Raw genomic sequence first — 24,005 nt, forward strand, 5'->3', positions numbered from 1 at the left:
CCGGCGCCGCGACGGCGTCGGCGACGCGTCCGCCCGCGCGGGGCAGCGCGATAATTCCCGACGCCTGTTTCGCGCGTCGCAATCGCGGCGCCCAGCCGACGGAGTCTTTCCGATGTCGACCCGCAAAGATCCTTCCCGCGTCATCCGTGCCCCGCGCGGCGCCGAGAAAAGCTGCAAGTCGTGGCTCACCGAAGCCGCGTACCGGATGATCCAGAACAACCTCGACGCCGAAGTGGCCGAAAGCCCGACTGAGCTGGTCGTCTACGGCGGCATCGGCCGCGCCGCGCGCGACTGGGAAAGCTTCGACGCGATCCTGAAGTCGCTGCGCGAACTGGACGACAACGAAACGCTGCTCGTGCAGTCGGGCAAGCCGGTCGGCATCTTCCCCACGCACGCCGATGCGCCGCGCGTGCTGCTGGCCAACTCCAACCTCGTGCCGCACTGGGCGACGTGGGAGCACTTCAACGAGCTCGATAAAAAGGGCCTGATGATGTACGGCCAGATGACGGCCGGCTCGTGGATCTACATCGGCTCGCAGGGCATCGTGCAGGGCACGTACGAGACCTTCGTCGAGATGGGCCGCCAGCACTACGGCGGCAACCTCACCGGCAAGTGGATCCTCACCGCGGGCCTGGGCGGCATGGGCGGCGCGCAGCCGCTGGCTGCGTCGCTCGCGGGCGCGTGCTCGCTCAACATCGAATGCCAGCAGAGCCGCATCGACATGCGCCTGCGCACGCGCTACGTCGACGAGCAGGCCACCGACCTCGACGACGCCCTCGCGCGCATCGAGAAGTACACGCAGGCCGGCGAGGCGAAGTCGATCGCGCTGCTCGGCAACGCCGCGGAAATCCTGCCCGAACTGGTGCGTCGCGGCGTGCGCCCGGATGCGGTGACCGACCAGACCTCCGCGCACGATCCGGTGCACGGTTATCTGCCGATCGGCTGGAACGTGGAGCAGTGGCAGCGCATGCAGTCCGAGGATCCGGCGCGCGTGCGCGACGCGGCGAAGAAGTCGATGCGCGTGCACGTGGAGGCGATGCTCGCCTTCGAGGACATGGGCATCCCCGTGTTCGACTACGGCAACAACATCCGCCAGATGGCGAAGGACGAAGGCTGCCAGAACGCGTTCGACTTCCCGGGCTTCGTGCCGGCCTACGTGCGTCCGCTGTTCTGCCGTGGCGTCGGCCCGTTCCGCTGGGTCGCGCTGAGCGGCGATCCGGAGGACATCTACAAGACCGACGCGAAGGTGAAGGAACTCATCCCGGACGACGCGCACCTGCACCGCTGGCTCGACATGGCGCGTGAGCGCATCAGCTTCCAGGGTCTGCCCGCGCGCATCTGCTGGGTCGGGCTGGGCCTGCGCCACAAGCTGGGCCTGGCGTTCAACGAGATGGTGCGCAATGGCGAACTGAAGGCGCCGGTCGTGATCGGCCGCGACCACCTCGACAGCGGCAGCGTCGCCTCGCCGAATCGCGAAACCGAAGCGATGCGCGATGGTTCCGATGCCGTCTCCGACTGGCCGCTGCTCAACGCGATGCTCAACGTCGCCGGCGGCGCGACGTGGGTGTCGCTGCATCACGGCGGCGGCGTCGGCATGGGTTACTCGCAGCATTCCGGCGTTGTCATCGTGTGCGACGGCAGCGAGGAAGCCGACAAGCGCATCGCGCGCGTGCTCTGGAACGACCCCGGCACCGGCGTCATGCGCCACGCCGACGCGGGCTACGACATCGCAAAGCAGTGCGCGAGGGAGCAGGGGCTGAAGCTGCCGATGCTCTGATCACACTGCACCTGTGAGGTACGAACGGGCTGGGTAGCCGGCCCGTTCGCGTTTGCGCTGCTCTGGCTGGAGGCGGCGCTCGCCTAGCGCTCGACGCCGGACTTGAACGAAAACTCCTGTGCAGCGAGCGTCGCTACCGGTTTGCCGTCGAGCGTTGCCGGTTCGAACCGCCATGCTGCGACGGCCGCCAGCACGGTCGCGCGCAACCGCTCGTCACTGATGCTGACGAAGCGCGGCTCCACCACTTGGCCGTCGGGCGACACGATGAAGGCTAGCAGAACCTCGCCGGCGAGTTCGGTGCCGTCAACGGCGAAGGCGCGGGGCGGAAGACTGCCGCCTGTCACCGTCGCGCCGACGAGGCCCGGTCGTGGAGCGATGTCGACGAAGCGGAAGCGATCACTGTAGAGCCCTTTCAGCGTTGCATCGTCGGCACGCGCTTCCGACTCGGGCGTTATGCGGTTGTAGACGGTGCTGAACGGTGTTGGCGCCGTTACCGTCTCGTGCGAGGCTCCGAGCCCAGCGCCGCCTGCAAACGCTGGGCCGATCAGACGGATGTCCGCCATCTTGTCGAACGAGGCGCGATAGTCGCGCCACTCGTCGACCGGCGCACCAGCGATGGTGACGGCCACCATGTCCATCGCAGTGGCCCACGATAGCGAGTAGAGGATGTGGAAGTCGCGGCGCTTGCCACCAAGTTCCAGTGGCTCGACGACTTCGAAGCAGCGCCGGTGGAACTCGCCCTCCACCTGCACCGGACAATCGCGCACGACCTGCACACCCGCCGCGCGTTTGCCTTCGATGAACTGCTGCACGAAGGCCGGCCTGGTCAAACCGCTCTGCGCTTCCACGCCCATCATCAATTGCACGCGCATGCCCACGTCGTACGGCCCGAGGCGGGTGTCTTCACGGGAGATCGTCCACATCCAGCCGCTCGGCGTACCTTCGCTGGCGTAGAACCAGTCGCGAGGCCGCGCGATCTGGCCATCGGTTGGGTCCAGCGGCTGCAAGACGAAACCCTCGGCGACGGCAATGTCCCTGGCCGGCGCCGCGAGACAGGCGAACAACAGCAATACCCCCAACCACCACGATTCGCGCATGCGACCCCCCCCCTTCCTTTGGTGAACGCGATCCTAGCGCGGCGTCATGGCCGCGTGCGACTGTCGAACGGCGGCCTCTCCGTTCGTCGTCTCACTGAGCCGGTCATGGCGACCTCCGTCGCCGTTACCATTGCCCAACGAACGAACGGATGCTTTCGATGAACTCCGAGCCGCAACGCAGCATCGCCGAAACGGTCGCCCCTGCGACCGAGGATTCACGCTCCCTCTGGTCCGAACTCCGCGACGCCATTCGCGGCACCAACGCCGACTACACGAAGATTCCGCTGCGCCGGGCGGTGTTCCTGCTGGCGGTGCCGATGGTGCTGGAACTGGTGCTCGAATCGACCTTCGCCGTGGTCGACATCTGGTTCGTCGCCAAGCTCGGGCCGTCGGCGGTGGCCACCGTCGGGCTGACGGAAACCTATCTCTTCCTCATCTATTCCATCGCGATGGGCCTGGCGATGTCGGTCACGGCCGTCGTCGCGCGGCGCATCGGCGAGAACCGGCGCGAGGACGCGGCCATCAGCGCGGTGCAGGCGATCTTCATCGCGCTGCTGGTGTCGGTGCCTTTCGCGGTCATCGGCATCGTGTGGGCGAAGGACCTGCTGCGCCTGATGGGCGCCGACGCGTGGAGCATCGAGCACGGTTACCGCTACACGCAATGGATGCTCGGCGGCAACGCGATCATCATGCTGCTGTTCGTGATCAACGCGATCTTCCGCGGCGCCGGCGATGCGGCCATCGCGATGCGCGTGCTGTGGCTGGCGAACGGCCTGAACATCGTGCTCTGCCCGCTGCTGATCTTCGGCTTCGGGCCCGTGCCGGCGCTGGGCATCGAAGGCGCGGCGATCGCGACCAACATCGGCCGCGGCGCGGGCGTCGCGCTGCAGCTGTACGTGCTGTTCCATGGCGGAAAGCACATCCGAGTGGCGTGGTCGCAGCTGGCCGTGCACGGCGCGGTGCTGTGGAACATCGTTCGCACCTCGCTCGGCGGCATCGGGCAGATGATCGTGTCTATGACCTCGTGGATCTTCCTGATGCGCATCCTGTCCAGCATCGGCAGCGAAGCCGTGGCCGGCGCGACGATCGCCATCCGCATCATGATGTTCACGCTGATGCCGGCGTGGGGCATGTCGAACGCGGCGGCGACGCTGGTCGGGCAGAACCTCGGGGCGCAGCAACCCGAACGCGCCGAGGCGGCGGTGTGGCACATCGGCTGGTACAACATGGCCTTCACGATGGCCATCTCGGTGGTGTTCTTCTTCTTCCACCACGATCTGATCGCGCTGTTCACCAATGATGCGAAGGTGATCGACGTCGGCGGCGAATGGCTGCAGATCCTGTCGTATTCGTACTTCGTCTACGGCTGGTGGATGGTGTCGGTGCAGGCGTTCAATGGCGCGGGCGACACGATGACGCCGACGAAAATCAACGTGGTGTTCTTCTGGCTGATCCAGATCCCGCTGGCGTACGTGCTGGCGGTATCCATGGGCTGGCAGGAACTGGGCGTGTTCTGGGCGGTGTTCGTCTCCGAAACGTCGGTAGGCCTGTTCACGCTGTGGCTGTTCTCGCGCGGCAAGTGGAAGACGATGAAGGTGTGAGATGACTGGACACGTACTCGACAACCCCATCTGGGAAGCGCTGCAGAGCCGGCATCGCGACATCGCGCTTGCACGCGGCGACGTGGCGCGCTATCCGGCGCAGATCGCGCCGTTCCTCGGCGTTCCGTCAGAAGGCGCAGACGCAGCCGATGCACTGGCCGGGCTGATCGAGCCCGGCGAGACGACGCTGCTGCTCGATCGCATGCCGCAGGTGCCGACCGGTTTCGAAGGCAGGAAGCTCGCGATGCTCGCGCAGATGGTGTGCACGCAGCCGGTGGAAGAAACGGATGGGCCGGAGATCATCCAGCTCGACGAACGCCATCGCGAGGACGTGCTCGCGCTCACCGCACTCGTGTATCCGCATTACTTCCGGCCGCACACAATGCAGCTGGGTCGTTATTTCGGCATCTACCAGGACGGGCGCCTGGCCGCGATCATCGGCGAGCGCATGGGCATGGACGAGTGGCAGGAGATCAGCGCGGTGTGCACGCATCCGGATTTCCTCGGACGCGGCTACGCCCGCCACCTGCTGACGATGCTGAGCAATGACGTGCTCGCGCAAGGCCGCACCCCATACCTGCACGTGGCGAACGAGAACGCGCGGGCGAAGGACCTGTACCTGCGCAGCGGCTATACGGTGCGTCGCGACATTCCGTTCTTCTCGCTGCAGCGGACGGGCTGAACGCGACGCTGTCACCGGGCTGTCACGAAATTGCAGCATCGTGGCACGGTCGAAGTCCGAGGCTGTGCCGATGAAGTGTTCGTTCCTGTCCCTCGCGCTGATGCTGGCGCTGACCACGCTGTCGTCGCATGCGGGCGCGCAGACGCCTTACGTCAGCATCGAGCAGCGCCTCACGCCGGAGCAGCTGCGGTCGGTCGGTTTGAGCCGCGAGCAGCTCGACACGCTCAATCGCATGCTGCGTGAAGCGCAGGACGGGCAGGGCTTGGCGGTGGCCGCGCCTGCCGCGCCGCCGGTGGCGAACAATGCGCCTGCGGCGAACCGTAACGAACGCGGACGCGACGAAGGTTCGCTGATCGGTTTCAACGACAAGCCGATCCAGAGCCGCCTGAAGGGCCCAATCAGCGGCTGGGAACCCGGCACTGTGTTCGAGCTGGAGAACGGCCAGCAGTGGAAGGTGCTCAAGGGCGCGCTGAAGCTGCCGAAGACGCTCGACGCGCCGGAAATCGTCGTTGTGCCCGGCGTCGCCGGCCGCTGGTTCCTGCAGGTCGTCGAAGGCATGCCGAAGGCGCGCGTCTACCGCATCGATTGAGCGGCTACGACCGCGTCTTTCCGTCCACCGGCGGCAGCGAACGCAGGTACGTCCACACAGCACGCAGTTCGACGTCCTGCATCGCACTGTAGGACTTCCACGGCATCATCCGATGCAGCTGGCGACCGTCGGGGCGCTGGCCGGTGCGCATGAGGTGCAGGAAGTCGCTTTCCTTCCATGCCTGCAATCCACTCGCGTGCGGCGTGAGGTTGGCCGACGGCGGCGTGCCGGGTTCGAGCACGAAGCCGCCGGCGAAGTTCGAGCCGTGGCAACCGGTGCACACCTGAGCGACGTACTTGCCGTACGCCACGCTCACCGTCGCCGGCGGCGCGACGCGTTCGCGCGGCGTGTGGTCCACGCGCTCGGCCGGCACCAGCGGGAACTTGCCGAACAGGTACAGCACGCGCGCGAGCGGGCGCACCTGCGTGCGGCCCGGATCGGCATCGACCGCCGGCAGCGTGCGCAGGTACGCCACGATCGACGCGACGTCGTGATCGTCCATGTCGGTGTAGTCGCCGGTGGGCATGATCACCAGCCCCGTGCCGTCGGGCCGCACGCCGTGGCGGATCGCCGCGGCGAGGCGGTCGTCGGTCCACGCCGCATCGCGCACGGTGCGGGTGAGGTTGCTCGGCACGATGCGGATGACATTCGGCGCATCGACCAGCAGTTTTCCTGCGCCGTCGGCGCCATGGCAGTCGGCGCAGCCGCGCGTGGCGAACAGGTGCTTTCCGTGGTCGAGGGCCGCGGAGGCCATCGCATCGGCCAGCGGGGGATCGGCCACCGTCCAGGTACGGGACAACGCGCGTTCGCTCATCGCCCAAGCGGCACCGAGCACGCCCGCCACCAGCACCGCCACCACGACCACGCTCCAGCCCAGCCACTTCAATAGACGCCGCATTGCCCTTCACTCCGGTGATGTGAAAACCGGATACGGGAAGTGCGGGCGGGGGAGGACACGGACGGCTCTTCGTGCCGGGTGAACAGGCGTCTAAGGTCTTGAAGGGCTTTGGCGACATGCGGGCACCACTCTCACGTCATTCCCGCGGAGGCGGGAATCCAGGGACTTTTCATGCTTGTCTGGGATATCCACGGCTTTATGGCCGACGCCTTTCGCCGGAGGGGCATCAGCAAAGCGTGGAACGTCCATGAATTCCCGCCTTCGCGGGAATGACGAGCAAAGGCAAAAGTCGCTGGATTCCCGCTTTCGCGGGAATGACGGGCCGAAGGCGAAGGTCAATGGATCCCCGCCTTCGCGGGAACGACGAGCCGACGCGCGCAGCTATCGCGTCGCTTCTTTCGCTTCGCTCGCCAGCTCCCGGCACAGCGCCGCTGTCGCATCGTCCACGGGGAAGCAGCATTCGATGCGCAATTCCTCCAGCGTCACGTCGTGCGGCGTGCCGAAGGTGGTGATCGTCGAGAAGAAACGCAGGCGGTGTTCGTCGCGGCGCAGCACCGTGGTGAGCAGCGGCGTCGGGGCCGATTCGACATCGCGCAGTCGCCAGCGCGCCGGCACGCCGGGGTAGGCGAGGACTTCGTCGAGCAGTTCGCGCGCCGCGGTGTCGGAAGGTGCGGCCGCGACTTCGCCGTGCAGGTGGCGGATCAGGTCGCCCGCCACTTCCTCCCAGTTGTCGACGGCGCCGCGCAGATCGTCCGGGTCGAAGATCTGCCGGATCATGTTCGTGTGCGCGCTTGCACGGCCGTTCATCACGAACGCGTTAACGCGTAGCGCCGCGTCGTTGGCCATCAGCACGTCCCAGTGGCGGTTGAGCACGAACGCGGGGTACGGTTCCTGCTGCGCGAGGATGAACTCGATCGCGCGCCGCACCTGCGACAGTTCCGGCGTCGCCAGCGCGGTCTCGGGATAGCGCGGCGCGAAGCCGGCCGCGACCAGCAACGCATTGCGTTCGCGCAGCGGCATGTCGAGCGCGTCGGCCAGGCGCGCGACCATCTCGCGGCTGGGCTGCGCCTTGCCGGTTTCCACGCAGCTCAGGTGGCGCGGCGACACGCCGGCGTCCAGCGCGAGGTCCATCTGGCTCAGGCGACGGGCCGCGCGCCATTCGCGCAGCAGGGCGCCCAGTCGGACATCGCGGAGTGGCGTGGCGGCTCGGTTCACGCGGCGAGCATACGGGGCGTTCCGCGGCCGCACCATGACCTGCCAGGTCATGGCGGCATGACCTGCGGCTTCGTTGAACCGTTGACCTCCGGCGCGAATCATCCCATCGACGCCGGAGCGTTCCGGCGATGGAGTTCGATCATGCAGCGCAGGGACTTCCTTGGAATCGCCGCCGGCACGCTGGCTACCGCCACGCTGACCGGCGCGATGTTCGACCGCAGTGCATTCGCCGCATCCCCGGTCGCGAGTACCACCGACGCCGACGATGCCGCCGCTTTCCTCAAGGCGCGCCGCTTCGTGTCCACGTCCGCCGGGGAGATCGCCTACGTCGAACGCGGGCGGGGCGCGGCGGCGTTGTTCCTGCACGGCTTTCCGCTCAACGGTTACCAGTGGCGTGGCGCGCTTGCGCGGTTGTCGCCGTACCGGCGCTGCATCGCGCCGGACTTCCTTGGGCTGGGCTACACGCGGGTCGCAAAGGGCCAGAGCCTGGCGCCGGACGCGCAGGTGCGCATGCTCGCCGAACTGCTCGACAAACTCGGCGTGGATCGCGTGGACGTCGTCGCCAACGACAGCGGTGGGCAGGCCGCGCAGCTGTTCCTGGCGACATACCCGCATCGCGTCCGCACGCTGCTGCTGACCAATTGCGACTCGGAAATCGAATGCCCGCCGCCGGCGTTGCAGCCGGTGATCGCGCTGGCGAAGCAGGACCAGTTCGCGCAGCAGTGGCTCGCGCCGTGGCTGGCCGACAAGGCATTGGCGCGCTCGCCGCAAGGACTGGGCGGGCAGACGTTCACCCATGCATCGAACCCGAGCGACGAGGCCATCGACGTCTACCTCGGCCCGCTGGTGCGCGATGCGTCGCGGACGAACGCGTTCGCCGTGGCGCTGGATCGCAACTGGCTCGGCGGCATCGGCCCCGCGCTGAAGGCCGCGCGCGCGCCGACGCGCATCGTGTGGGGCACGGCCGATCCGATCTTCACCGAAGCGGGCGCGGCCCATCTGGACGGTGCGTTCGGCGACTCGCGCGGCGTGCGGCGGGTCGAGGGCGCGAAGCTGTTCTTCCCGGAGGAATTCCCCGACCTGATCGCCGAGGAAGCGCGTCGCCTCTGGGGCGTGTAAGCGGGCGCCGCGGCGGCGCCGACGGACGGAGCCACCGCGCCGATGCGCGAGACGTGAAGCGGACCGGCCTTCACGGATCGCCACGGCGACCTCTGACACGCTGGCGGCCGCCCGCAGGCGCGCCGCACCGGCGCGCTGCTCAAGGCCCGGGAGCGAGCGCATGCAGCAGGCACGACTGGCAGTGATCGTCATGGTGGCCGCGATGCTGGCGGCCTGCGGCGGCGGTGGGGGAGGCGACAACAACACCCAGATTCCCGGCGCGCCGGTCGACCGGCCGCCGAGCTTCACCTCGGCCGCGGCCGCCACCGTGCCCGAAGGCACGGCAGGCGTGTTCTACACCGCCACCGCCACCGATCCGGAAGGCAAGCCGGTGTCCTTCACGCTGTCCGGCGGCGCCGACCAGGCGCGCTTCCTGCTCAGTGCCGCCGGGGCGCTGCAGTTCATCACGCCGCCGGATTTCGAGGCGCCGACCGACGCCAACGCCGACAACGTGTACCTGGTGTCGATCACCGCCAGCGACGGCACGCAGACCGCGACGCTGCCGCTGTCGGTCACCGTCACCGACGTCACCGGTGCGCCACTGCGCGTGCGGCGCGTCGTGAGCGGAATGAATTTCCCGATCTTCCTCGCGCCGGTGCCCGATGCGACCGGTCGTGTGTTCGTGGTCGAGCGTGCTGGACGCATCCGGCTGCTTTCACCGTCCAACGGTGCGATCGCGGCGTCCGCATTCCTCGACGTGAGCGGGCAGGTGTCCACCGATGGCGAGCGCGGCCTGCTCGGTTTCGCGACCGCGCCGGATTTCGCGACCAGCGGCCGCTTCTACGTGTATCTCACCGTGCCCGACGGCACGATCGAACTGCGCCGTTACCAGACGCTGGCGAACAACCGCGACCAGGCCGACCCGGCCAGCGGGGACGCGATCCTGCGCATCGCGCATCCGCGCAACAACCACAACGGCGGCTGGATCGGCTTCGGTCCGGACGGAATGCTGTACGTCGCCGTCGGCGATGGCGGCGGCACCGGCGATCCGGACAACAACGGACAGAACCGCGCGACGCTGCTGGGCAAGGTCCTGCGCATCGATCCGTCGAGCGACGGTTTCCCCAGCGATCCCGACCGCGATTACGCGATTCCCGCCGGCAATCCGTTCACCGCGCCCAACGCGCCGGAAGTGTGGGCGTATGGCCTGCGCAATCCGTTCCGCAACAGCTTCGATCCGCTCACCGGCAATCTCTACATCGGCGATGTGGGGCAGGGCGCGGTGGAAGAGATCGACCTCGCGCGTCCCAACGAAGCCGGGCTGAATTTCGGCTGGCCGATCATGGAAGGCACGCAACCGTATCGCGGTGGTTCCACCGCCGGCCTGACGCCGCCCATCGCCGAATACAGCCACGGCAGCGGTGCGCGCGAAGGCAGTTCGGTCACCGGCGGCGTGGTGTATCGCGGGCCGCTGGAATCGCTGCGCGGCGAGTACCTGTTCGGCGATTTCGTGCAGCCGAACCTGTGGTCGATCCAGACCGGCGTGATCCTGCAGGGTACGACGATCCCGTCCTCGCGCTTTCAGCTGCGCAATGCCGACTTCACGCCGACGGCGGGGACGATCAACAACATCGTCGCTTTCGGTACCGACACCGCCAACAATGTCTACATCGTCGATTTCGACGGCGAGATCTTCGTGATCGAACCCGTGCCGGGCACGGGCGGTGCGTTCTCCGCATCGGCGCTGGCTGCGCCGCAGCCGCTGTCGCAGGACGCGGCCTCGAAGGAGGAATCGGCGCGACTGGTGCGCCAGTTCATCCGCGAGAGCCTGATGGGCCATCGATAGGGGCGGAACCGAACTGGCGGCACATCCGCGTGCCGCCGCCAGCCACTACCATCGCACGACCACAAGGCAGGAGCCGGGTCATGCGAAGTGCAGTGGGTTGGAGCGGTGCGATCGTGTTGGGAATGGCGATGACGGCATCGCCGGCGTTCGCGGCGGCCGGAAGCGAACCGAAGCAGGTGATGGCGATCGCCGACGAGATGGTCGCACTGTCGCTCGAATACGACCCGACGCCTGCGTATTACGAAGTCCTGCCGCTCAAGCGCCACGATTACCTGCCGCGCAATTCCGCCGCCGACAACGCGCGATTCGACGCACGCGAGGATGCGTTGTGGTCGCGCCTGCAGAAGGTCGATCGCGCGAAGATCGACAAGGATCCCGCCGCACGGCTCGCCTACGCGCAGCTGCGCGAGATGCTCGAAACCAACCGCGCGCTGCGCGTGTGCCACGCCGAGCAGTGGAACGTGAACCACATGTTCGGCTGGCACACGGCATTCACCGATCTCGCCGATCGCCAGCCCGTCGCCACCGCCGACGAGCGCGCACAGGCGCTCGCGCGCTGGCGCACGCTGCCGGCGTACGTCGACAACGAGATCGCGAACCTGCGCGCGGGCATCAAGGCCGGCTATACCGCGCCGAAGCCGGTGGTGGTGCGCGTGATCAAGCAGCTCGACGGCATGGTCGACCTGGAAGCGCGCAAATCGCCGTACTTCGCGCCGGGCGAGAAGTCGAAGGACGCGGCGTTCGCGAAGGAGTTCGAAAGCGTCGTGGCGCAGCAGGTCCAGCCGGCGCTGCGCCGTTATCGCGATTTCCTAGTTAGCGAATACCAGGGCGCGGCTCGCGAGTCGATCGCGTTGTCCGCGCTGCCCGATGGCGCGCAGTGCTACCAGGCGATGCTGCGCTCCTACACCACGCTCGATCGCACGCCGAAGGCGGTGTACGACCTCGGCCAGCGCACCGTCGCGACGAACCTGGCGACCGTGCAGGCGCTCGGCAAGACGATGTTCGACTCGACGGATCTGGCGACGATCGTCAAGCGCGTCGACGAAGCCAAGGACAACCGCTTCGCGTCAGCGGACGAGCAGCTGCAGTTCTCGCGCGGCCTGCAGGAGTCGGCACGTGAGAAGAGTTCGGCGTATTTCGCCACGATGCCCGTGCAGCCGGCGGTCGTCGAACCGTTGAAGCCGGAGCAGCGCAACACCGGCGTGAGTTCGCATTACGAACCCGATCCGGACGACCGCAAGCCGGGCGTGTATCGCATCAACCTAGATCATCCCGACGCCGATCGTCGCGGCGCGGCGGAAATCACGCTGGTGCACGAAACCTGGCCTGGCCATCACCTGCAACTCGCACTCGCGCGCGGCGTCGGCAAGCGCCATCCGCTGTCGGCGCTGGCGTTCAATTCGGCCTATGTCGAAGGCTGGGCGCGCTACTCCGAAGCGCTGAGCGAGGAAGCGGGCATCTACACCACGCCGTACGCGCAGATCAGCCGCCGGCTGTGGCCGGCGCGCGGCATGGTGGTGGACCCGGGCATCCACATGTTCGGCTGGACGCGCGAGCAGGCGGTGCAGTTCATGGCCGAAAGTGGGCGGTTCTCGCCGGAGACCTCGGCCGAGATGGTCGATCGCATCGCCGCGATGCCGGGCCAGCTCACCGCGTACGACTCCGGCGGTCTGGAGATCGTCGCGCTGCGTCGCGAAGCCGAGGCGGCGCTGGGCGATCGCTTCGACCTGAAGCAGTTCCACCAGCGCGTGCTGGGCGACGGTGTGGTGCCGCTGGCGTTCCTGCGCGAGCGCGTGCAGGCGTGGATCGCGGAGGAACAGGCAGCCGTGGCCGCGCGCTGATCGCGCCGGGAGCGGCGAAAGGAACGTGAACCGGGCGCGGTGTTGCGCGCTGTGCGCAGAGTCAGGCCCTACGCCGTAAGCTGTGGCTTCACGTTTTCCGCGCGCCCCGTTCAGGGGCGCGTCCGCTCCCGAGTCCGTTGCCGCATGCCGATCCGTGCCGTCGCCCTGCTGTTGTCCTGCCTTGTCATCGCCGCCTGCCAGCGTCCCGAAGCGGAGACGACGCAGGGCCTGGTGATCGAGGAGGTCGCCGCGCCGCAGGACGGCGGCGCGATCAGCACCGCGCCGGTAAAGGTCGCTCCGGTCAAACCGGAAGGCACGCGCCAGGCGCGCACGTCGATCCGTGAGATCGCGCGCCCCGAACCCGCTCCCGAACCGCACAAGCCGTGGGCGGCGCCGCTCGAACTCACGGCCGGTGCGGCGTCGATCAGCTGCGACCTCGACTACGTAGAGAAGGGCGACGGCGAGGTGCTGACGACGTTCGACCGCGACGGCCTCAAGGCCGCGCTCGAACCGTGCGAAGCCGGCGGCGTGGCGCGGCTGCGTTACAAGGGCAAGGTCACGGCGGAATTCGGCACTCTGGTCGAGCGCGTCACCGAAGTCGCGGACTCGATGGACATCGGCAAGCGCGTGCTCGACATCGACTCTGCCGGCGGCCAGGTCGAGGACGCGATCCAGGCCGGCGACTACATCGCCGAATCGCGCTGGACGATCTGGGTGCGCGAAGGCGCGATCTGCCACAGCGCGTGCGTCTTCATCCTCAGTGCGGGCGACACGCGGATGATCGCCGGGCAGGTCGGCATCCACCGCATCATCCGCATGAGTTCGACCGCCACCACGCGCGCGCAGCTCAACGCCGAGCTGCGCGTGGTGTATGAGCGCGTGCGCGACTACCTGGAGCGCAACGGCGCGGCCACCGCCGTGGCCGACCTGATGATGGCCGTGCCCAACCGCAGCCTGCGCCTGCTCACGACGGAAGAACTCGAGCTGTACGGGCTGGACGGCGTGAACCCGGCGCAGGACGACCTCGACCGACTGCGCCTGATGCGCAAGTGCGGCGAGGACTTCGTGAGTCGCCGCGACTCGTTCGTTCGTGCCTTCGACAAGCGCTGCAAATCGCCGGATACCGACCTGGACGCGCTCAACGCGTGCGGCCTGAAGCTGCGCACGGATTTCGGCTTCCCCGACCAGACCTGTCCGTCGGAGAGCCCGCTGTCCGAGTTCGACCGCGACACCGCGACGCTGGAGCCGCCGAAGGGCGAGGACGGCGCGCAGAGCGTGTCGAAGGCGGCGCCGCAGAAGCGGCGGAGTGATAGCTGACCGCAGGAGCGGCGTAGCCCGCGTGTGTCGCCGTTGCTGTTGCCGTTGCCGTTGTTGTTGTTGTTGTTGCTTTCGACGTTCGCTCTTGATCTTCCAGCGACTTAAAGCGAGCCGAGCACCGGAGCCAATCAGGGGCGAAGAGTCGCCCACTGTTTGAGCGGAGCGAAGCGCAGCGAGTTTGGGCGACGTCCCCTGATTGGCGAGGAGCGGAGGGCACCGCCGCGTAGCGGCGGCTCGCGTCAGGAGCGAATGGTTTTGGTTACTTTTTGCCGAAACAAAAGTAACCCGCTCGTTCACGAGCGGAAGCTGTTGATCTTGCTTCAGCATCGAAGGGCGCCGATGGCAGGACACATCGGTCATAAGCCCTCACCCCAACCCCTCTCCCGCCAGCGGGAGAGGGGCTAAAGCCCTGGGCATACGGCGAGTGAACCCCAACGTTACCGCCGGAACTTCCCCGGCTCCGGCAACGTCACCGGCACGCCATTCCCGTCGCAATCGCCCGCCTTGCACAGCTCCGAGCGCAGCGCCGGCATCGACTGCAACAGGAAGTGGAAGATCGTGTTCTGCTCGACGCTGCCGCGCACCGCTTCGCTGCCCGGGCCGCGCGCCCAGATGCCCACGTCGTCGCCGCCGTGCGACTCGCTCGCCGTCGGCACCAGCGCTTCCTGCAGGTAATCCGGGTCCTGCGTGTCGACATTGCGCAGATCCGGGCGGCCCTTCTTCGGGATCTGCACGCCGCTGACGGTGTGCTGGAAGCGCTTCGGGCCTTCGGGCTGCTGCGCGCTCGCGCCGACGTAGCCCGGTCCGTTGCTGTAGTTGAGCGTCGTGTACGGCAGGCCGAGCTGGTCGAGCGCGTAATCGGCGATGCCGTCGTCCTCGCCGCTGCTGCCGCGCACCTTGTCCAGGATCGGATTGCCGCGTTTGGGATAGCCCACGAAGCTCAGCGTGTGCGAATGGTCGGCCGTGACCAGGATCAGCGTGTCCTGCGCGCTCGTCGCATCGACCGCCGCCTGCACGGCCTCGCTCAGCGCGATGGTGTCGGTGAGCGCGCGATACGCATTGCCGTAATGGTGTGCATGGTCGATGCGGCCGCCTTCGACCAGCAGCACGAAGCCCTTGTCGTTCTGCTTCAGGCGCGCGATGGCGGTGCGCGTCATTTCCGCGAGCGTCGGCTCGCCGGCACCGTCCTGCGGGCGATCCGCGGAGAACTGCATGTGGTCGGGTTCGAACAACCCCAGCAGCGGGCCGCGGGCCGGCGCGTCGCTGAGCTGCTGCGCGTTCCACACGTACGTCCCGTCCGGATGGCGCTGCTTCCACTGCGCGATGAGGTCGCGACCGTCGAGGCGTTCGCCCACCTTGTCGTCGTATTCCGGATCGCGCTCCGACACCGGCATGAAGTTCTTGCGGCCGCCGCCCATCAGCACGTCGGGGCCGTTGCCGAAGGGCGTTTCCACCAGCTGGCGGGCGATGTCGGTGCAGCCGGCGGCGCGCGCTTCATCGGTGAGCTCCGTGTCGTTTTCCCAGTTGCGTTCGGGCACGTGGGTGAACGTCGCGCCGGGCGTCGCGTGCGTGACGCGCGTGGTGGTCACCACGCCGGTGGCGAAGCCGCGGCTGGCGGCCAGTTCCCAAAGCGTCAGCATCGGCACGGCCTGCGCGCCGGCGCAGTTGCGGCGCATCGGCTGCTGGCCGATGCTCAGCACGCCCGCGCGCGTCTTCACGCCGGTGGCCATCGCGCTCATCGTGCCGGCCGAATCGGGCGTCTGCGAATCGACGTTGTAGGTCTTGCTCAGCGCCGTGGCCGGGAAGCGCTCCCAGCTCAGGCGGTTGTCCTCGCCCGGGCCGCCCTTGCGCTGGCCGTCGAGGATGCGCGCGGCGGCGACCGTCGTCAGGCTCATGCCGTCGCCGACGAAGAGGATCACGTTCTTCGCGTGGCCGCCCATCGCGCCGCGTTCGGCGGCCTGCGCGGCGCCATCGCGGAACCACCACTGCGGCGTTTCGCCGGCCGGATGGCGGATCGTCGGGACGTCGACCTCGAATGCGGCGGGCTTTGCCGAGTCGGTTGCGTGGACGCCGCTACCGCCGGTGGCGCAGGCGGAGACGAGCAGGGTCGTGGCGAAGGCGAGCGTGGCGTGGCTCAAATGAGAGTGGCTCGGGCGGGTCGCGCGGGGTCGGGACATTCGGGAGGCTTGTCGAAGGCAAAGCGCGATTATGGGCTGCGTTATTGCAGCCACGGGACACCGGCGTTGCATTCGCGGGGTCGTCACCCCCTTCGGTGTGGGCTATCGTGCCAAGCCGACAATTTCGGTAAAGAGGTACGGATGAAGCTGGTGTCTGCCTGGTTGCGGATCCCGTTCTGGCAGCGCGTGCTGGCGGGCTTCGTGTTGGGCGCGCTGGCCGGCTGGGCCTTCGGCCATTCGGCGGAAGTCTGGTTCGCGCCGCTGGGCACCATCTACGTCACGCTGATCAAGATGATCGCCGTGCCGCTGGTGTTCTTCGCGGTGATGAACGCCATCGGCAGCCTGCACGGGCAGAAGTCCGTCGCTGCACTGGGCGGCCGAACGTTCGTCTGGTTCGCGATCACCGCCGCGCTGGCGGTCGGCGTCGGCCTGCTGATCGGCTGGCTGCTCCAGCCCGGCCACGGCCTGAGCGGCCTGACCATCGCACCCGACTACACCGTCCGCGTGGTGCCCTCGCCGAAGGACGTGCTGCTCGACGTCATCCCGACCAACCCGTTCAAGGCGTTGAGCGAAGGCAAGATCCTGCAGGTGATCGTGTTCGCCGGGCTGGTCGGCTTCGCGCTGGTGAAGCTGGGCGAACGCGTCGCCGGCCTGCGCAAGCTCGTGGGCGAAGCGAGCGACACGATGGTGCAGGTCACGCGCTTCGTGCTCGAAATGACGCCGCTGGGCACCTTCGGCCTGATCGCCTCGCTGGTCGGCGCGTACGGCTTCGAAAAGCTCCTGCCGCTGGGCACGTTCGTGTTCGCGCTGTACCTGGCGTGCGCGATCCACATCGTGTTCGTCTACGGCAGCCTGATCGCGCTGCACGGCTTGAATCCGCTGAAGTTCTTCCGCGGTGCCGCGCCGGGCATGCAGGTGGCGTTCGTGGCGTCGTCGAGTTTCGCGGCGATGCCGGCGGCGATCCGCTCGGTCACGCATAACCTCGGCGTCGACAAGGACTACGCGGCGTTCGCCGTGCCGCTGGGCGCGAGCATCAAGATGGACGGCTGCGGCGCAATCTATCCTGCGCTGACGTCGATGTTCGTCGCGCAGTATTTCGGCCTGCACCTGGAGCCGGGCCAGTACGCGACGATCCTGATCGCCTCGGTGCTCGGCAGCTTCGGCACCGCCGGCGTGCCGGGCACGGCGATCGTGATGGTGACGCTGGTGCTCTCCGCCGCGGGTTTGCCGCTGGAAGGCATCGGCTACCTGGTCGCCATTGACCGCGTGCTGGACATGATGCGCACGATGACCAACGTCACCGGCCAGATGGCGGTGCCGGTGATCGTCGCGAAGGAATCGGGCCTGCTCGATCGCGACGTGTACGAAGCCGCTTCGAGCAACCTCGGCGTCGCCGCCGGCGAGAAGGCCGAGGTTCGCTCGACGAAAGCCGGCGCCACGAGGGAAGTCGGCTGATGGACGCCGCGCAGGTGGAACTGGTCGAACGGTTCCCCGGTGCGGACGACTACTGCCGCCTGCGTGCGGATGCCGGCATGGCGCCGCGCACGGTCGACGCCGCGCTTCGCGGATTGCCGAACACGCTCTACGGCGTAAGCCTGCTGCTCGACGGCGAGGTCGTCGGGATGGGCCGCGTCATCGGCGACGGCGGATGCTTCTTCGTCGTGGTGGACATCGCCGTGGCGCCCGCGCTGCAGGGGCAGGGGCTCGGCAAGCGCATCATGGCCGCGCTGGACGACTGGCTCCGCGCGAACGCGCCGCCGTCGGCGGTCGTGTCGCTCGCCGCCGATGGCGAAGCGAAGCATCTCTACGCGAAGTTCGGGTTCGTCGAGACGACGCCGTTTTCGGTGAACATGGAGTATCAGGTCGACTAGCCGGTCGCGATTTCAAGGAACGAAGCCCATGCGTCTCACCAGCTGGATCCTCTGCGCCGCATTACTCGGCGGTTGCGCGACACAACCGCAGATCGTGAATGACGGAGCCCCGCGCGCCGGCCAGGTCGGCATGAACGAGATCAGCGGCATGATCCCGCAGGCCGCGCGCATGGAACTGGCGGACAACGAATCCTTCCTGATGCCGTTGGAAGACGACGCGAATCCGATGCCCGTCTATCCGGCCGCGCTGCTTTCGCATGGGCTGGCGCCGCAGGCGCTGTGCGTGCGCGTCGGTGTGAGTGGCGAGGGCAGCGTGCTGTCGTCCGCGCCGGCGGTTGCGCCGCCGAATTGTCCCGAGCCGGCCGATCCGGCGTTCTTCGACGCGGTGCGCAGCGCTGTCGCCGGCTGGCGTTACGAGCCCGCGCTGCGTTGCGTGTTTCCCGATGCGAAGACGAAGGACGACACCGTCGGCAGCTGCGGCGGTTACACCGAAATCCCGGAAGCGGTGACGCTCACCTACCGCTTCGTGTTCGAACAGAAGGACGGGCGCGGCAGCGTGCAGCTCGCGCGCTGAGGCCTCACACGCGCGAGTACGACCACGACTGCATGCGCCCGCCGCGATACGGCATCACGCCGTGGAACGCGCGCGGGTCGTCGTCGAACACCAGCGGCAGGAAGTTGCGGTCGCCTTCCCACATCGGCAGTTCGTCGAGCTTTTCGATCGGCACCCACTCCAGCGTGCCTTCGGGATTGCTCACATGCGGCGTGCCGCGGAAGGACGTGATGACGAACACGAAGCCGAGCCAGTCCTCGCCGTGTTTGCCGAAGCCGGGCCAGCTGATCGTGCCGCGCAGCTGCATCGCGTCGCACTCGATGCCGGCTTCCTCGAGGATCTCGCGCCGCATGCCGGCCACGACGTCCTCGTCGCGTTCTATCTTTCCGCCCAGACCGTTGTACTTGCCGAGCTGGTGGTCGTCCGGTCGCGCATTGCGATGGACCATCAACACTTCGCGACCGTCAGGCGACAGCACGTAGCCGAGCGTGGCGACGATGGGCATGTACGGCATCAGCGCGTGCCCTTGATGGCGGCCTGCTGTTCCTTCAGCGTCTTGTCGAACGCGCGTTCGGCGCGGTCGGCGTAGGCGCGGCAGGTGAGCGCGGTCGGCGTGGTCGATTCGCCAAGCTTCCAGCCCGAGGCATCCGGATGCGGCGTCAGCAGCAGGTCGCACGGGAGCGTGCGGACTTCGGCGAATGCGCGGCGGTAATCGTCGACGATGCGCGGCTGGCGCGGGTTGCCGACGAGCTTGTAGCCCGGCGCGCTCAGGCTGTCGACGTAGGCGATGCGCAGCGGCTTGCCGGCCTTCGTGTCGGTCCAGGTCCAGCTCAGGCTTCCCGGCGTGTGGCCGGGCGTGAAGTGCGCCGTGAACGCGACGCCGCCGAGCTCGACGACTTCGCCGTCCATCACGATGCGGTCGGCATGCGCCGGCGGGAACACCATGCCATCGCCAAAGTGCAGGTCGTCGAAGCCGCCGCGTTCGAGCAGCACCGCCGATTCGGCATTGGTCACCAGTCGCGCACCGGTCGCGCGCTTGATCGCGGCGATGGGACCGGCGTGGTCGATGTGCGCATGGCTGTGGAGGATCAGCTTCAGATCGGACGGCGCGACGCCGAGCGTGCGCATGTGCGCGAGCAGCATGTCCGCCGCCTGCGGCAGGCCGCCGTCGATCAGCACGGCGCCGGCATCGGTCTTCACCAGCACGGCGCTCAGGCCCGCGGTGCCGATGTACCAGCTGCGATCGGCGAGCGCGAACGGCGCGATCGGTTGGCGCCAAGCGTCGGAAGACTCGTAGGCCTGTGCCTGCGGGAGCAGCGGTTCGGCGGCGTGAAGGGGCAGGGCGGAGAGCGCGGTCAGCGAAACACAAAGCGCGGCGTGGAGGCGCATGGCGACGTCGAAGCGGGGGAAGCGCACAGTGTAATCGCGCACGCACGGCGCGCGATTCACGCCGGTGCTGTGATCGTTATCAGGGCACGCGCGGCAACGTCGCCCGCCGGTACACCAGCCGTACGGCCAACAGGGACACGGGAATCGGCAGCAGCAGTCCCGCGACCGACAGCCACGTCGGATGCGGCACCTTCATGATCATCCCCACCACGCCCGAGAGCACCACCAGCGCGACGAGCAGCGCGGCGGCGGTCTGGTGGCGCGCAAGCTTCGCCGCGGCGAGTGCGCCAATGAACGTGCCCAGCACCCACGCGACGAGCACCAGCAGCTTCGCGGCGAAGGGCATGTTCGCGATGAAGGCGGCGAAGGCGGCTTCATTGGCCGGATCGGTCGGATCCAGCCCCGCCGGCGGCGGCCAGAAGCGATGGCCCAGTGTTTCCACCGCGGCGATCACCGCGATCGCGACGACCACGCCGACCAGCATGCCCAGTATCGTGCGTCCCATCGGCGGTTCTCCTCCATCGCAAGTGCCGCGAGCATCGCGCGCGAACGTTGCCGCCGCAAGCGCGCGAGGCCGCGCATAATCGATGCCCTCCCGACGACGCCCCGACACGGAGCCCGCAATGCCCGATCCAACGCCCGGGGTGCCAGCGCCCCGCCTGCTCGCCTTCGCCGGCAGCTTGCGCCAGGGCTCGTACAACCGCCGCCTCATCCACGTGCTGGCCGAAGGCGCGCGTGCCGCCGGCGCGCAGGTCACGCTGATCGAACTGCGCGACTTCGCGTTGCCGATCTACGACGGCGACATCGAAGCCGACGGCATGCCCGAGAACGCGCGCCGCCTGCAGGCGCTGATGGCCGAACACGACGGGCTGCTCGTCAGCACGCCCGAGTACAACGGCTCGATGCCGGCTTTGGTGAAGAACACGCTGGACTGGATCTCGCGGCCGCTTGAATCCGGCCGGTCGGGCGTGACGCTCTTCCAGGACAAGGTGGCAGGCATCGTATCGGCCTCGCCCGGTCCGCTCGGCGGCCTGCGTTCGCTGCTGGTGCTGCGCGACGCGCTCGCCAAGCTCGGCCTGCTCGTGGTGCCGCAGCAGGTCGCGGTCGGGCAGGCGGCCGACAAGCTCACCGATTACGGCGTCCTCAACGACGACCGCCTGCGCACTAGCGTGCACGGTGTCGGCGCGGCGGTGGTGCGGCATCTAGGCGTGATGAATTCAACGGTCGATCGAAAAGGAGCGACGGCATGAGCGGACGTCAGCGCGAACTCAACCTGCGGTTCCTCGCCGAACCCACCGACGTGAATTACGGCGGCAAGGTCCACGGCGGCATGGTGATGAAGTGGATCGACCAGGCCGGGTATGCAGCCGCGGTCGGCTGGAGCGGCACCTACAGCGTGACCGTCGCCGTCGGCGGCATCCGCTTCGTCGCGCCGATCCGCATCTCCGATCTGGTCACGGTCCACACGAAGCTGGTCCACACCGGCACGACGAGCATGCACTTCGCCGTCGACGTGAAGGCGCGCGACCCGATGGAGGGGCCGGAGCAGGAGCGGCTCTGCACCCACTGCATCATCGTCTTCGTCGCGCTGGACGCCGTCGAAGGCAAGCCGACCGCGGTGCCGCCGTGGACGCCCGTCAACGACGACGACAAGCGCCTGGCCGAATACGCCCTCAAGGTGATGGAGCTGAGCAAGGGCATCGAGCAGACGGTCGAGCGGCTGGCGGCGGTGAACGAGGGGTAAGGCCGGCCGCCCACGCGGCATTGCCGCGGCCCGCCGCACGCCGGGCCGTGGATGGCCCGGCCGGACGTTCCGAAGCGTCGGGGCTTCGCCATGGACGGCGGCGGCAGCGCCATCGAGATGCCGCGAGTGCCTCCGTTCGCGCCCAAACCACTGCGACCAAACAAAAAGGCCGCCTTTCGGCGGCCCTTCGGCTGAAGCGCTGCGAAGGTCAGATCCCTTCGACGCGGCGCGCTTCGATGAACTTCTGGCCCCAGTAGCCGCCGTTGAGCTCCGACACCTGCACGTCCTTGCCGCGGCTGGGCGCGTGGACGAAGCGGCCTTCGCCGACGTAGATGCCCACGTGGTCGACGCGGCCGCGACGACCGAAGAACACCAGATCGCCGGCATTGAGCTTGGCGCGGTCGTTGATGAGCTCGCCGGTCTTCGCCATGTCGCGTGAGACGCGCGGCAGTTCGATGCCCAGCGCGTTACGGAAGACGTAGCCGACCAGGCCCGAGCAGTCGAAGCCTTTGTTCGGGTCGCTGCCGCCCCAGCGGTAGGGGGTGCCCAGCAGGGCCATCGCGCGCTGGAGGACGGTCTTGATCTTGCCCTGCTCCTCCGCCGGGAGCTGGGTCATCGGCTCGCCCGCCGCCGCGGCGGGGACGAGGTAGCGGTTCATGTCCGTAGCCAGCAGCAGGGCGCGGTCGGACAGGCTCATCGCTTCCGGAAGGGTGTGGTGCGCCACCGGGGCTGGTGCGTCGGCCGAATCGCCGGCCAGGGAGGACGAAGGCATCTGCTGGGCGAAGGCCGGAACGGCCATCAGGGCCAGCGCGGCGGCAATCGCGAACCGGGTCTTGATCCGGTGTCGGAAGGTCGGGGCGGCAAGGGCGCCTGGGGTCGTATAGGGCATCACGCAGAGTTCACGGCAACACAGTCGCCGGGGATGATGCCTGCGTGAACGACGAATGTCGTTCGTATTTCGTAAAAACTTCGTTAAGTGAATTCGGACGGTGTCACAAATCGTGCCAAGGGCTTCACTTGGACTTCACCGAAGCACCCGCTTGGCGCCGGTGTAATGGTCCCGCCAGTAACTGCCGTCGAGGTGGTCCAGCCGCACGGTGCCCCCCGTACTGGGCGCGTGGACGAAGCGTCCTTCACCTACGTAAATACCGACGTGGCTGACGTTGCCGCTCTGGCCGAAGAACACCAGGTCGCCAGCCGCGAGGCGATCCGGAACGATCTTGGGGCCCTGGAAGGCCGCGAGGTCGCGGGAGGTCCGGGGCAGGCTCAGCGACAGCATGTCGCGGTACACGTAATTGACCAGCCCGCTGCAGTCGAAGCCGCCTTCCGGCGTGTTTCCGCCGTAGCGATACGGCGTGCCGACCAGGCTGATCGCCCGCATCAGGACCGCATTGGCCGCGACCGGATCGGCCGGCTCCACCATCGGCCACACCCGCTGCTGCGGGGGCGCACTTCGGCGCACCGTCTCGCGACCGCCGCCGCAGCCGGCCATCGCGGCGACGAGCACGCCAAGAAGAATGAGGTGAAGGCCGCGCGCTGGCGCGGGAATGAGCTTGCCGGGATAATGCCGAGCTTTCGTCACGGCCGGTACTTTGGCCGTTCATGTCGTCGACGGCAAGCCTGCCGCCGCACCCGGGCCGCCGCCGTCGTGGCCACCAGCCGAGTTCCAGTCCAATGAAGATCGAGAAAGACCGCGTCGTCCGTTTCCATTACACCGTCTCCGAGGTCGGCCAGGAGCCGCTGGAAACCTCCGAAGGCCGCGAGCCGCTCGCGATCCTCATCGGCCACGGCAACATCATCCCGGGCCTCGAAACGGCGATGGACGGACGCGAAGCCGGCGACAAGTTCGAAGTCGACGTGACCGCCGCCGAGGCCTACGGCGAGCGCCGCGAGGGTCTGACCCAGCGCGTGCCGAAGAAGCACTTCAAGGGCGCCCGCCTGGAGCCGGGCATGCAGGCCGTGCTGCCGACCAACTTCGGTCCGCGCGCCGTGACGATCCAGAAGGTCGGCATGAGCGTGGTCGACGTCGACCTGAACCACCCGATGGCCGGCAAGGACCTGCACTTCGCCATCGAGATCGTCGAAGTGCGCGAAGCGTCGGCCGAAGAAATCGAGCACGGCCACGTGCACGGCGACGGCGGCCATCACCACTGATCGACGTTCGACGTTCCTGCGATACCGACGGCCCGCGAAAGCGGGCCGTTCTGTTTCCGGCGCTGCCGTCGTTCCAAGCCACCGCACGCGGCTAACCCCGACTGCCGGTCGCGCGCTTTTCCGAACGCAGAAGTCCGATGCGGCGCAGGCCCATCG

23 protein-coding genes are annotated in these 24,005 nt (G+C 68.0%); 14 read left to right on the forward strand and 9 right to left on the reverse strand.

Translation table 11 applies throughout. The features are described 5' to 3' along the window. Window positions 1–112: 112 nt before the first annotated feature. Window positions 113–1,777 carry a urocanate hydratase gene (hutU, locus tag GOY17_RS05440; RefSeq protein WP_157029606.1) on the forward strand — a complete coding sequence of 555 codons (1,665 nt, stop codon included), beginning with the start codon at window positions 113–115 and terminating at the stop codon, window positions 1,775–1,777. 83 nt (window positions 1,778–1,860) lie between these two features. On the opposite strand, the gene GOY17_RS05445 is transcribed toward hutU, so the two are convergent. Then, window positions 1,861–2,874, reverse strand: coding sequence for an energy transducer TonB (locus tag GOY17_RS05445; RefSeq protein ID WP_157029607.1), 1,014 nt, complete (start codon window positions 2,872–2,874; stop codon window positions 1,861–1,863). Between the two features lie 158 nt (window positions 2,875–3,032). Here GOY17_RS05445 and GOY17_RS05450 point away from each other — a divergent pair, with 158 nt between their 5' ends. From GOY17_RS05450 to GOY17_RS05460, 3 genes are all read left to right on the forward strand, one after another. Continuing rightward, window positions 3,033–4,475 (forward strand): MATE family efflux transporter, encoded by a 1,443-nt coding sequence (locus GOY17_RS05450; protein WP_157029608.1) that lies wholly within the window; start codon window positions 3,033–3,035, stop codon window positions 4,473–4,475. 1 nt (window position 4,476) lies between these two features. Further along, entirely contained in the window at window positions 4,477–5,157 is a 681-nt protein-coding gene (locus tag GOY17_RS05455; RefSeq protein ID WP_157029609.1) for a GNAT family N-acetyltransferase, read from the forward strand. A gap of 70 nt (window positions 5,158–5,227) precedes the next feature. Continuing rightward, the gene (locus GOY17_RS05460) at window positions 5,228–5,746 is read left to right on the forward strand and encodes a hypothetical protein (RefSeq protein WP_157029610.1); all 519 of its coding nucleotides are present in this window, start codon (window positions 5,228–5,230) and stop codon (window positions 5,744–5,746) included. Between the two features lie 4 nt (window positions 5,747–5,750). Here GOY17_RS05460 and GOY17_RS05465 read toward each other — a convergent pair whose 3' ends face one another. Together GOY17_RS05465 and GOY17_RS05470 are read right to left on the reverse strand one after the other, a co-directional pair. After that, entirely contained in the window at window positions 5,751–6,644 is an 894-nt protein-coding gene (locus GOY17_RS05465) for a c-type cytochrome (protein ID WP_157029611.1), read from the reverse strand. A 381-nt stretch (window positions 6,645–7,025) separates the two neighbouring features. Further along, complete coding sequence (locus tag GOY17_RS05470; RefSeq protein WP_232338536.1) at window positions 7,026–7,859, reverse strand: helix-turn-helix domain-containing protein; 834 nt, start codon at window positions 7,857–7,859, stop codon at window positions 7,026–7,028. Window positions 7,860–8,000: 141 nt separating this feature from the next. On the opposite strand from GOY17_RS05470, the gene GOY17_RS05475 reads away from it, so the two are divergent. The 4 genes from GOY17_RS05475 to GOY17_RS05490 all read left to right on the forward strand — a co-directional run bounded on the left by GOY17_RS05475 (window position 8,001) and on the right by GOY17_RS05490 (window position 13,961). Beyond that, window positions 8,001–8,978 carry an alpha/beta fold hydrolase gene (locus GOY17_RS05475; protein ID WP_157029612.1) on the forward strand — a complete coding sequence of 326 codons (978 nt, stop codon included), beginning with the start codon at window positions 8,001–8,003 and terminating at the stop codon, window positions 8,976–8,978. Window positions 8,979–9,138: 160 nt separating this feature from the next. Beyond that, window positions 9,139–10,803, forward strand: a complete 1,665-nt coding sequence (locus GOY17_RS05480) for a PQQ-dependent sugar dehydrogenase (protein ID WP_157029613.1) — start codon at window positions 9,139–9,141, stop codon at window positions 10,801–10,803. Window positions 10,804–10,883: 80 nt separating this feature from the next. Next, the gene (locus GOY17_RS05485; RefSeq protein WP_157029614.1) at window positions 10,884–12,644 is read left to right on the forward strand and encodes a DUF885 domain-containing protein; all 1,761 of its coding nucleotides are present in this window, start codon (window positions 10,884–10,886) and stop codon (window positions 12,642–12,644) included. Between the two features lie 144 nt (window positions 12,645–12,788). After that, window positions 12,789–13,961, forward strand: coding sequence for a COG3904 family protein (locus GOY17_RS05490; RefSeq protein ID WP_157029615.1), 1,173 nt, complete (start codon window positions 12,789–12,791; stop codon window positions 13,959–13,961). A 437-nt stretch (window positions 13,962–14,398) separates the two neighbouring features. Here GOY17_RS05490 and GOY17_RS05495 read toward each other — a convergent pair whose 3' ends face one another. Then, window positions 14,399–16,138, reverse strand: a complete 1,740-nt coding sequence (locus GOY17_RS05495; protein WP_157029616.1) for an alkaline phosphatase — start codon at window positions 16,136–16,138, stop codon at window positions 14,399–14,401. 141 nt (window positions 16,139–16,279) lie between these two features. On the opposite strand from GOY17_RS05495, the gene GOY17_RS05500 reads away from it, so the two are divergent. Genes GOY17_RS05500 through GOY17_RS05510 form a run of 3 tightly spaced genes read left to right on the forward strand, consistent with a single transcriptional unit; the run spans window position 16,280 to window position 18,583 of the window. Then, window positions 16,280–17,593 carry a dicarboxylate/amino acid:cation symporter gene (locus GOY17_RS05500; protein WP_157029617.1) on the forward strand — a complete coding sequence of 438 codons (1,314 nt, stop codon included), beginning with the start codon at window positions 16,280–16,282 and terminating at the stop codon, window positions 17,591–17,593. After that, window positions 17,593–18,009 (forward strand): GNAT family N-acetyltransferase, encoded by a 417-nt coding sequence (locus GOY17_RS05505; RefSeq protein WP_157029618.1) that lies wholly within the window; start codon window positions 17,593–17,595, stop codon window positions 18,007–18,009. Before GOY17_RS05500 ends, GOY17_RS05505 begins: the two co-directional genes overlap by 1 nt. A gap of 28 nt (window positions 18,010–18,037) precedes the next feature. Next, window positions 18,038–18,583, forward strand: coding sequence for a hypothetical protein (locus GOY17_RS05510; RefSeq protein WP_157029619.1), 546 nt, complete (start codon window positions 18,038–18,040; stop codon window positions 18,581–18,583). A 4-nt stretch (window positions 18,584–18,587) separates the two neighbouring features. Here the strand turns inward: GOY17_RS05510 and GOY17_RS05515 are convergent, their stop codons facing one another. The 3 genes from GOY17_RS05515 to GOY17_RS05525 form a co-directional block, all read right to left on the reverse strand. Continuing rightward, the gene (locus tag GOY17_RS05515; RefSeq protein WP_157029620.1) at window positions 18,588–19,076 is read right to left on the reverse strand and encodes an NUDIX hydrolase; all 489 of its coding nucleotides are present in this window, start codon (window positions 19,074–19,076) and stop codon (window positions 18,588–18,590) included. Continuing rightward, window positions 19,076–19,951 carry a subclass B3 metallo-beta-lactamase gene (gene bla / locus GOY17_RS05520; RefSeq protein WP_157029621.1) on the reverse strand — a complete coding sequence of 292 codons (876 nt, stop codon included), beginning with the start codon at window positions 19,949–19,951 and terminating at the stop codon, window positions 19,076–19,078. Before bla ends, GOY17_RS05515 begins: the two co-directional genes overlap by 1 nt. A 79-nt stretch (window positions 19,952–20,030) precedes the next feature. Then, window positions 20,031–20,456 carry a hypothetical protein gene (locus GOY17_RS05525; protein ID WP_115840931.1) on the reverse strand — a complete coding sequence of 142 codons (426 nt, stop codon included), beginning with the start codon at window positions 20,454–20,456 and terminating at the stop codon, window positions 20,031–20,033. 118 nt (window positions 20,457–20,574) lie between these two features. Between GOY17_RS05525 and GOY17_RS05530 the strand changes: the two genes are divergently transcribed. Both GOY17_RS05530 and GOY17_RS05535 read left to right on the forward strand, forming a co-directional pair. Continuing rightward, window positions 20,575–21,201, forward strand: coding sequence for an NADPH-dependent FMN reductase (locus GOY17_RS05530; RefSeq protein WP_198173822.1), 627 nt, complete (start codon window positions 20,575–20,577; stop codon window positions 21,199–21,201). After that, entirely contained in the window at window positions 21,198–21,695 is a 498-nt protein-coding gene (locus GOY17_RS05535; protein ID WP_157029622.1) for an acyl-CoA thioesterase, read from the forward strand. The genes GOY17_RS05530 and GOY17_RS05535 overlap by 4 nt, the downstream gene beginning before the upstream one ends. A gap of 208 nt (window positions 21,696–21,903) precedes the next feature. On the opposite strand, the gene GOY17_RS05540 is transcribed toward GOY17_RS05535, so the two are convergent. Next, a complete protein-coding gene (locus GOY17_RS05540) occupies window positions 21,904–22,584 on the reverse strand; it encodes a C40 family peptidase (protein ID WP_157029623.1) in 681 nt (226 codons plus the stop codon). 135 nt (window positions 22,585–22,719) lie between these two features. Further along, window positions 22,720–23,187, reverse strand: coding sequence for a C40 family peptidase (locus tag GOY17_RS05545; protein ID WP_157031611.1), 468 nt, complete (start codon window positions 23,185–23,187; stop codon window positions 22,720–22,722). 182 nt (window positions 23,188–23,369) lie between these two features. Between GOY17_RS05545 and GOY17_RS05550 the strand changes: the two genes are divergently transcribed. Beyond that, window positions 23,370–23,849 carry an FKBP-type peptidyl-prolyl cis-trans isomerase gene (locus GOY17_RS05550; RefSeq protein WP_115840927.1) on the forward strand — a complete coding sequence of 160 codons (480 nt, stop codon included), beginning with the start codon at window positions 23,370–23,372 and terminating at the stop codon, window positions 23,847–23,849. Window positions 23,850–24,005: the final 156 nt, after the last annotated feature.

The organism is Lysobacter soli, assembly GCF_009755585.1.
Lineage (GTDB): Bacteria > Pseudomonadota > Gammaproteobacteria > Xanthomonadales > Xanthomonadaceae > Lysobacter_J > Lysobacter_J soli.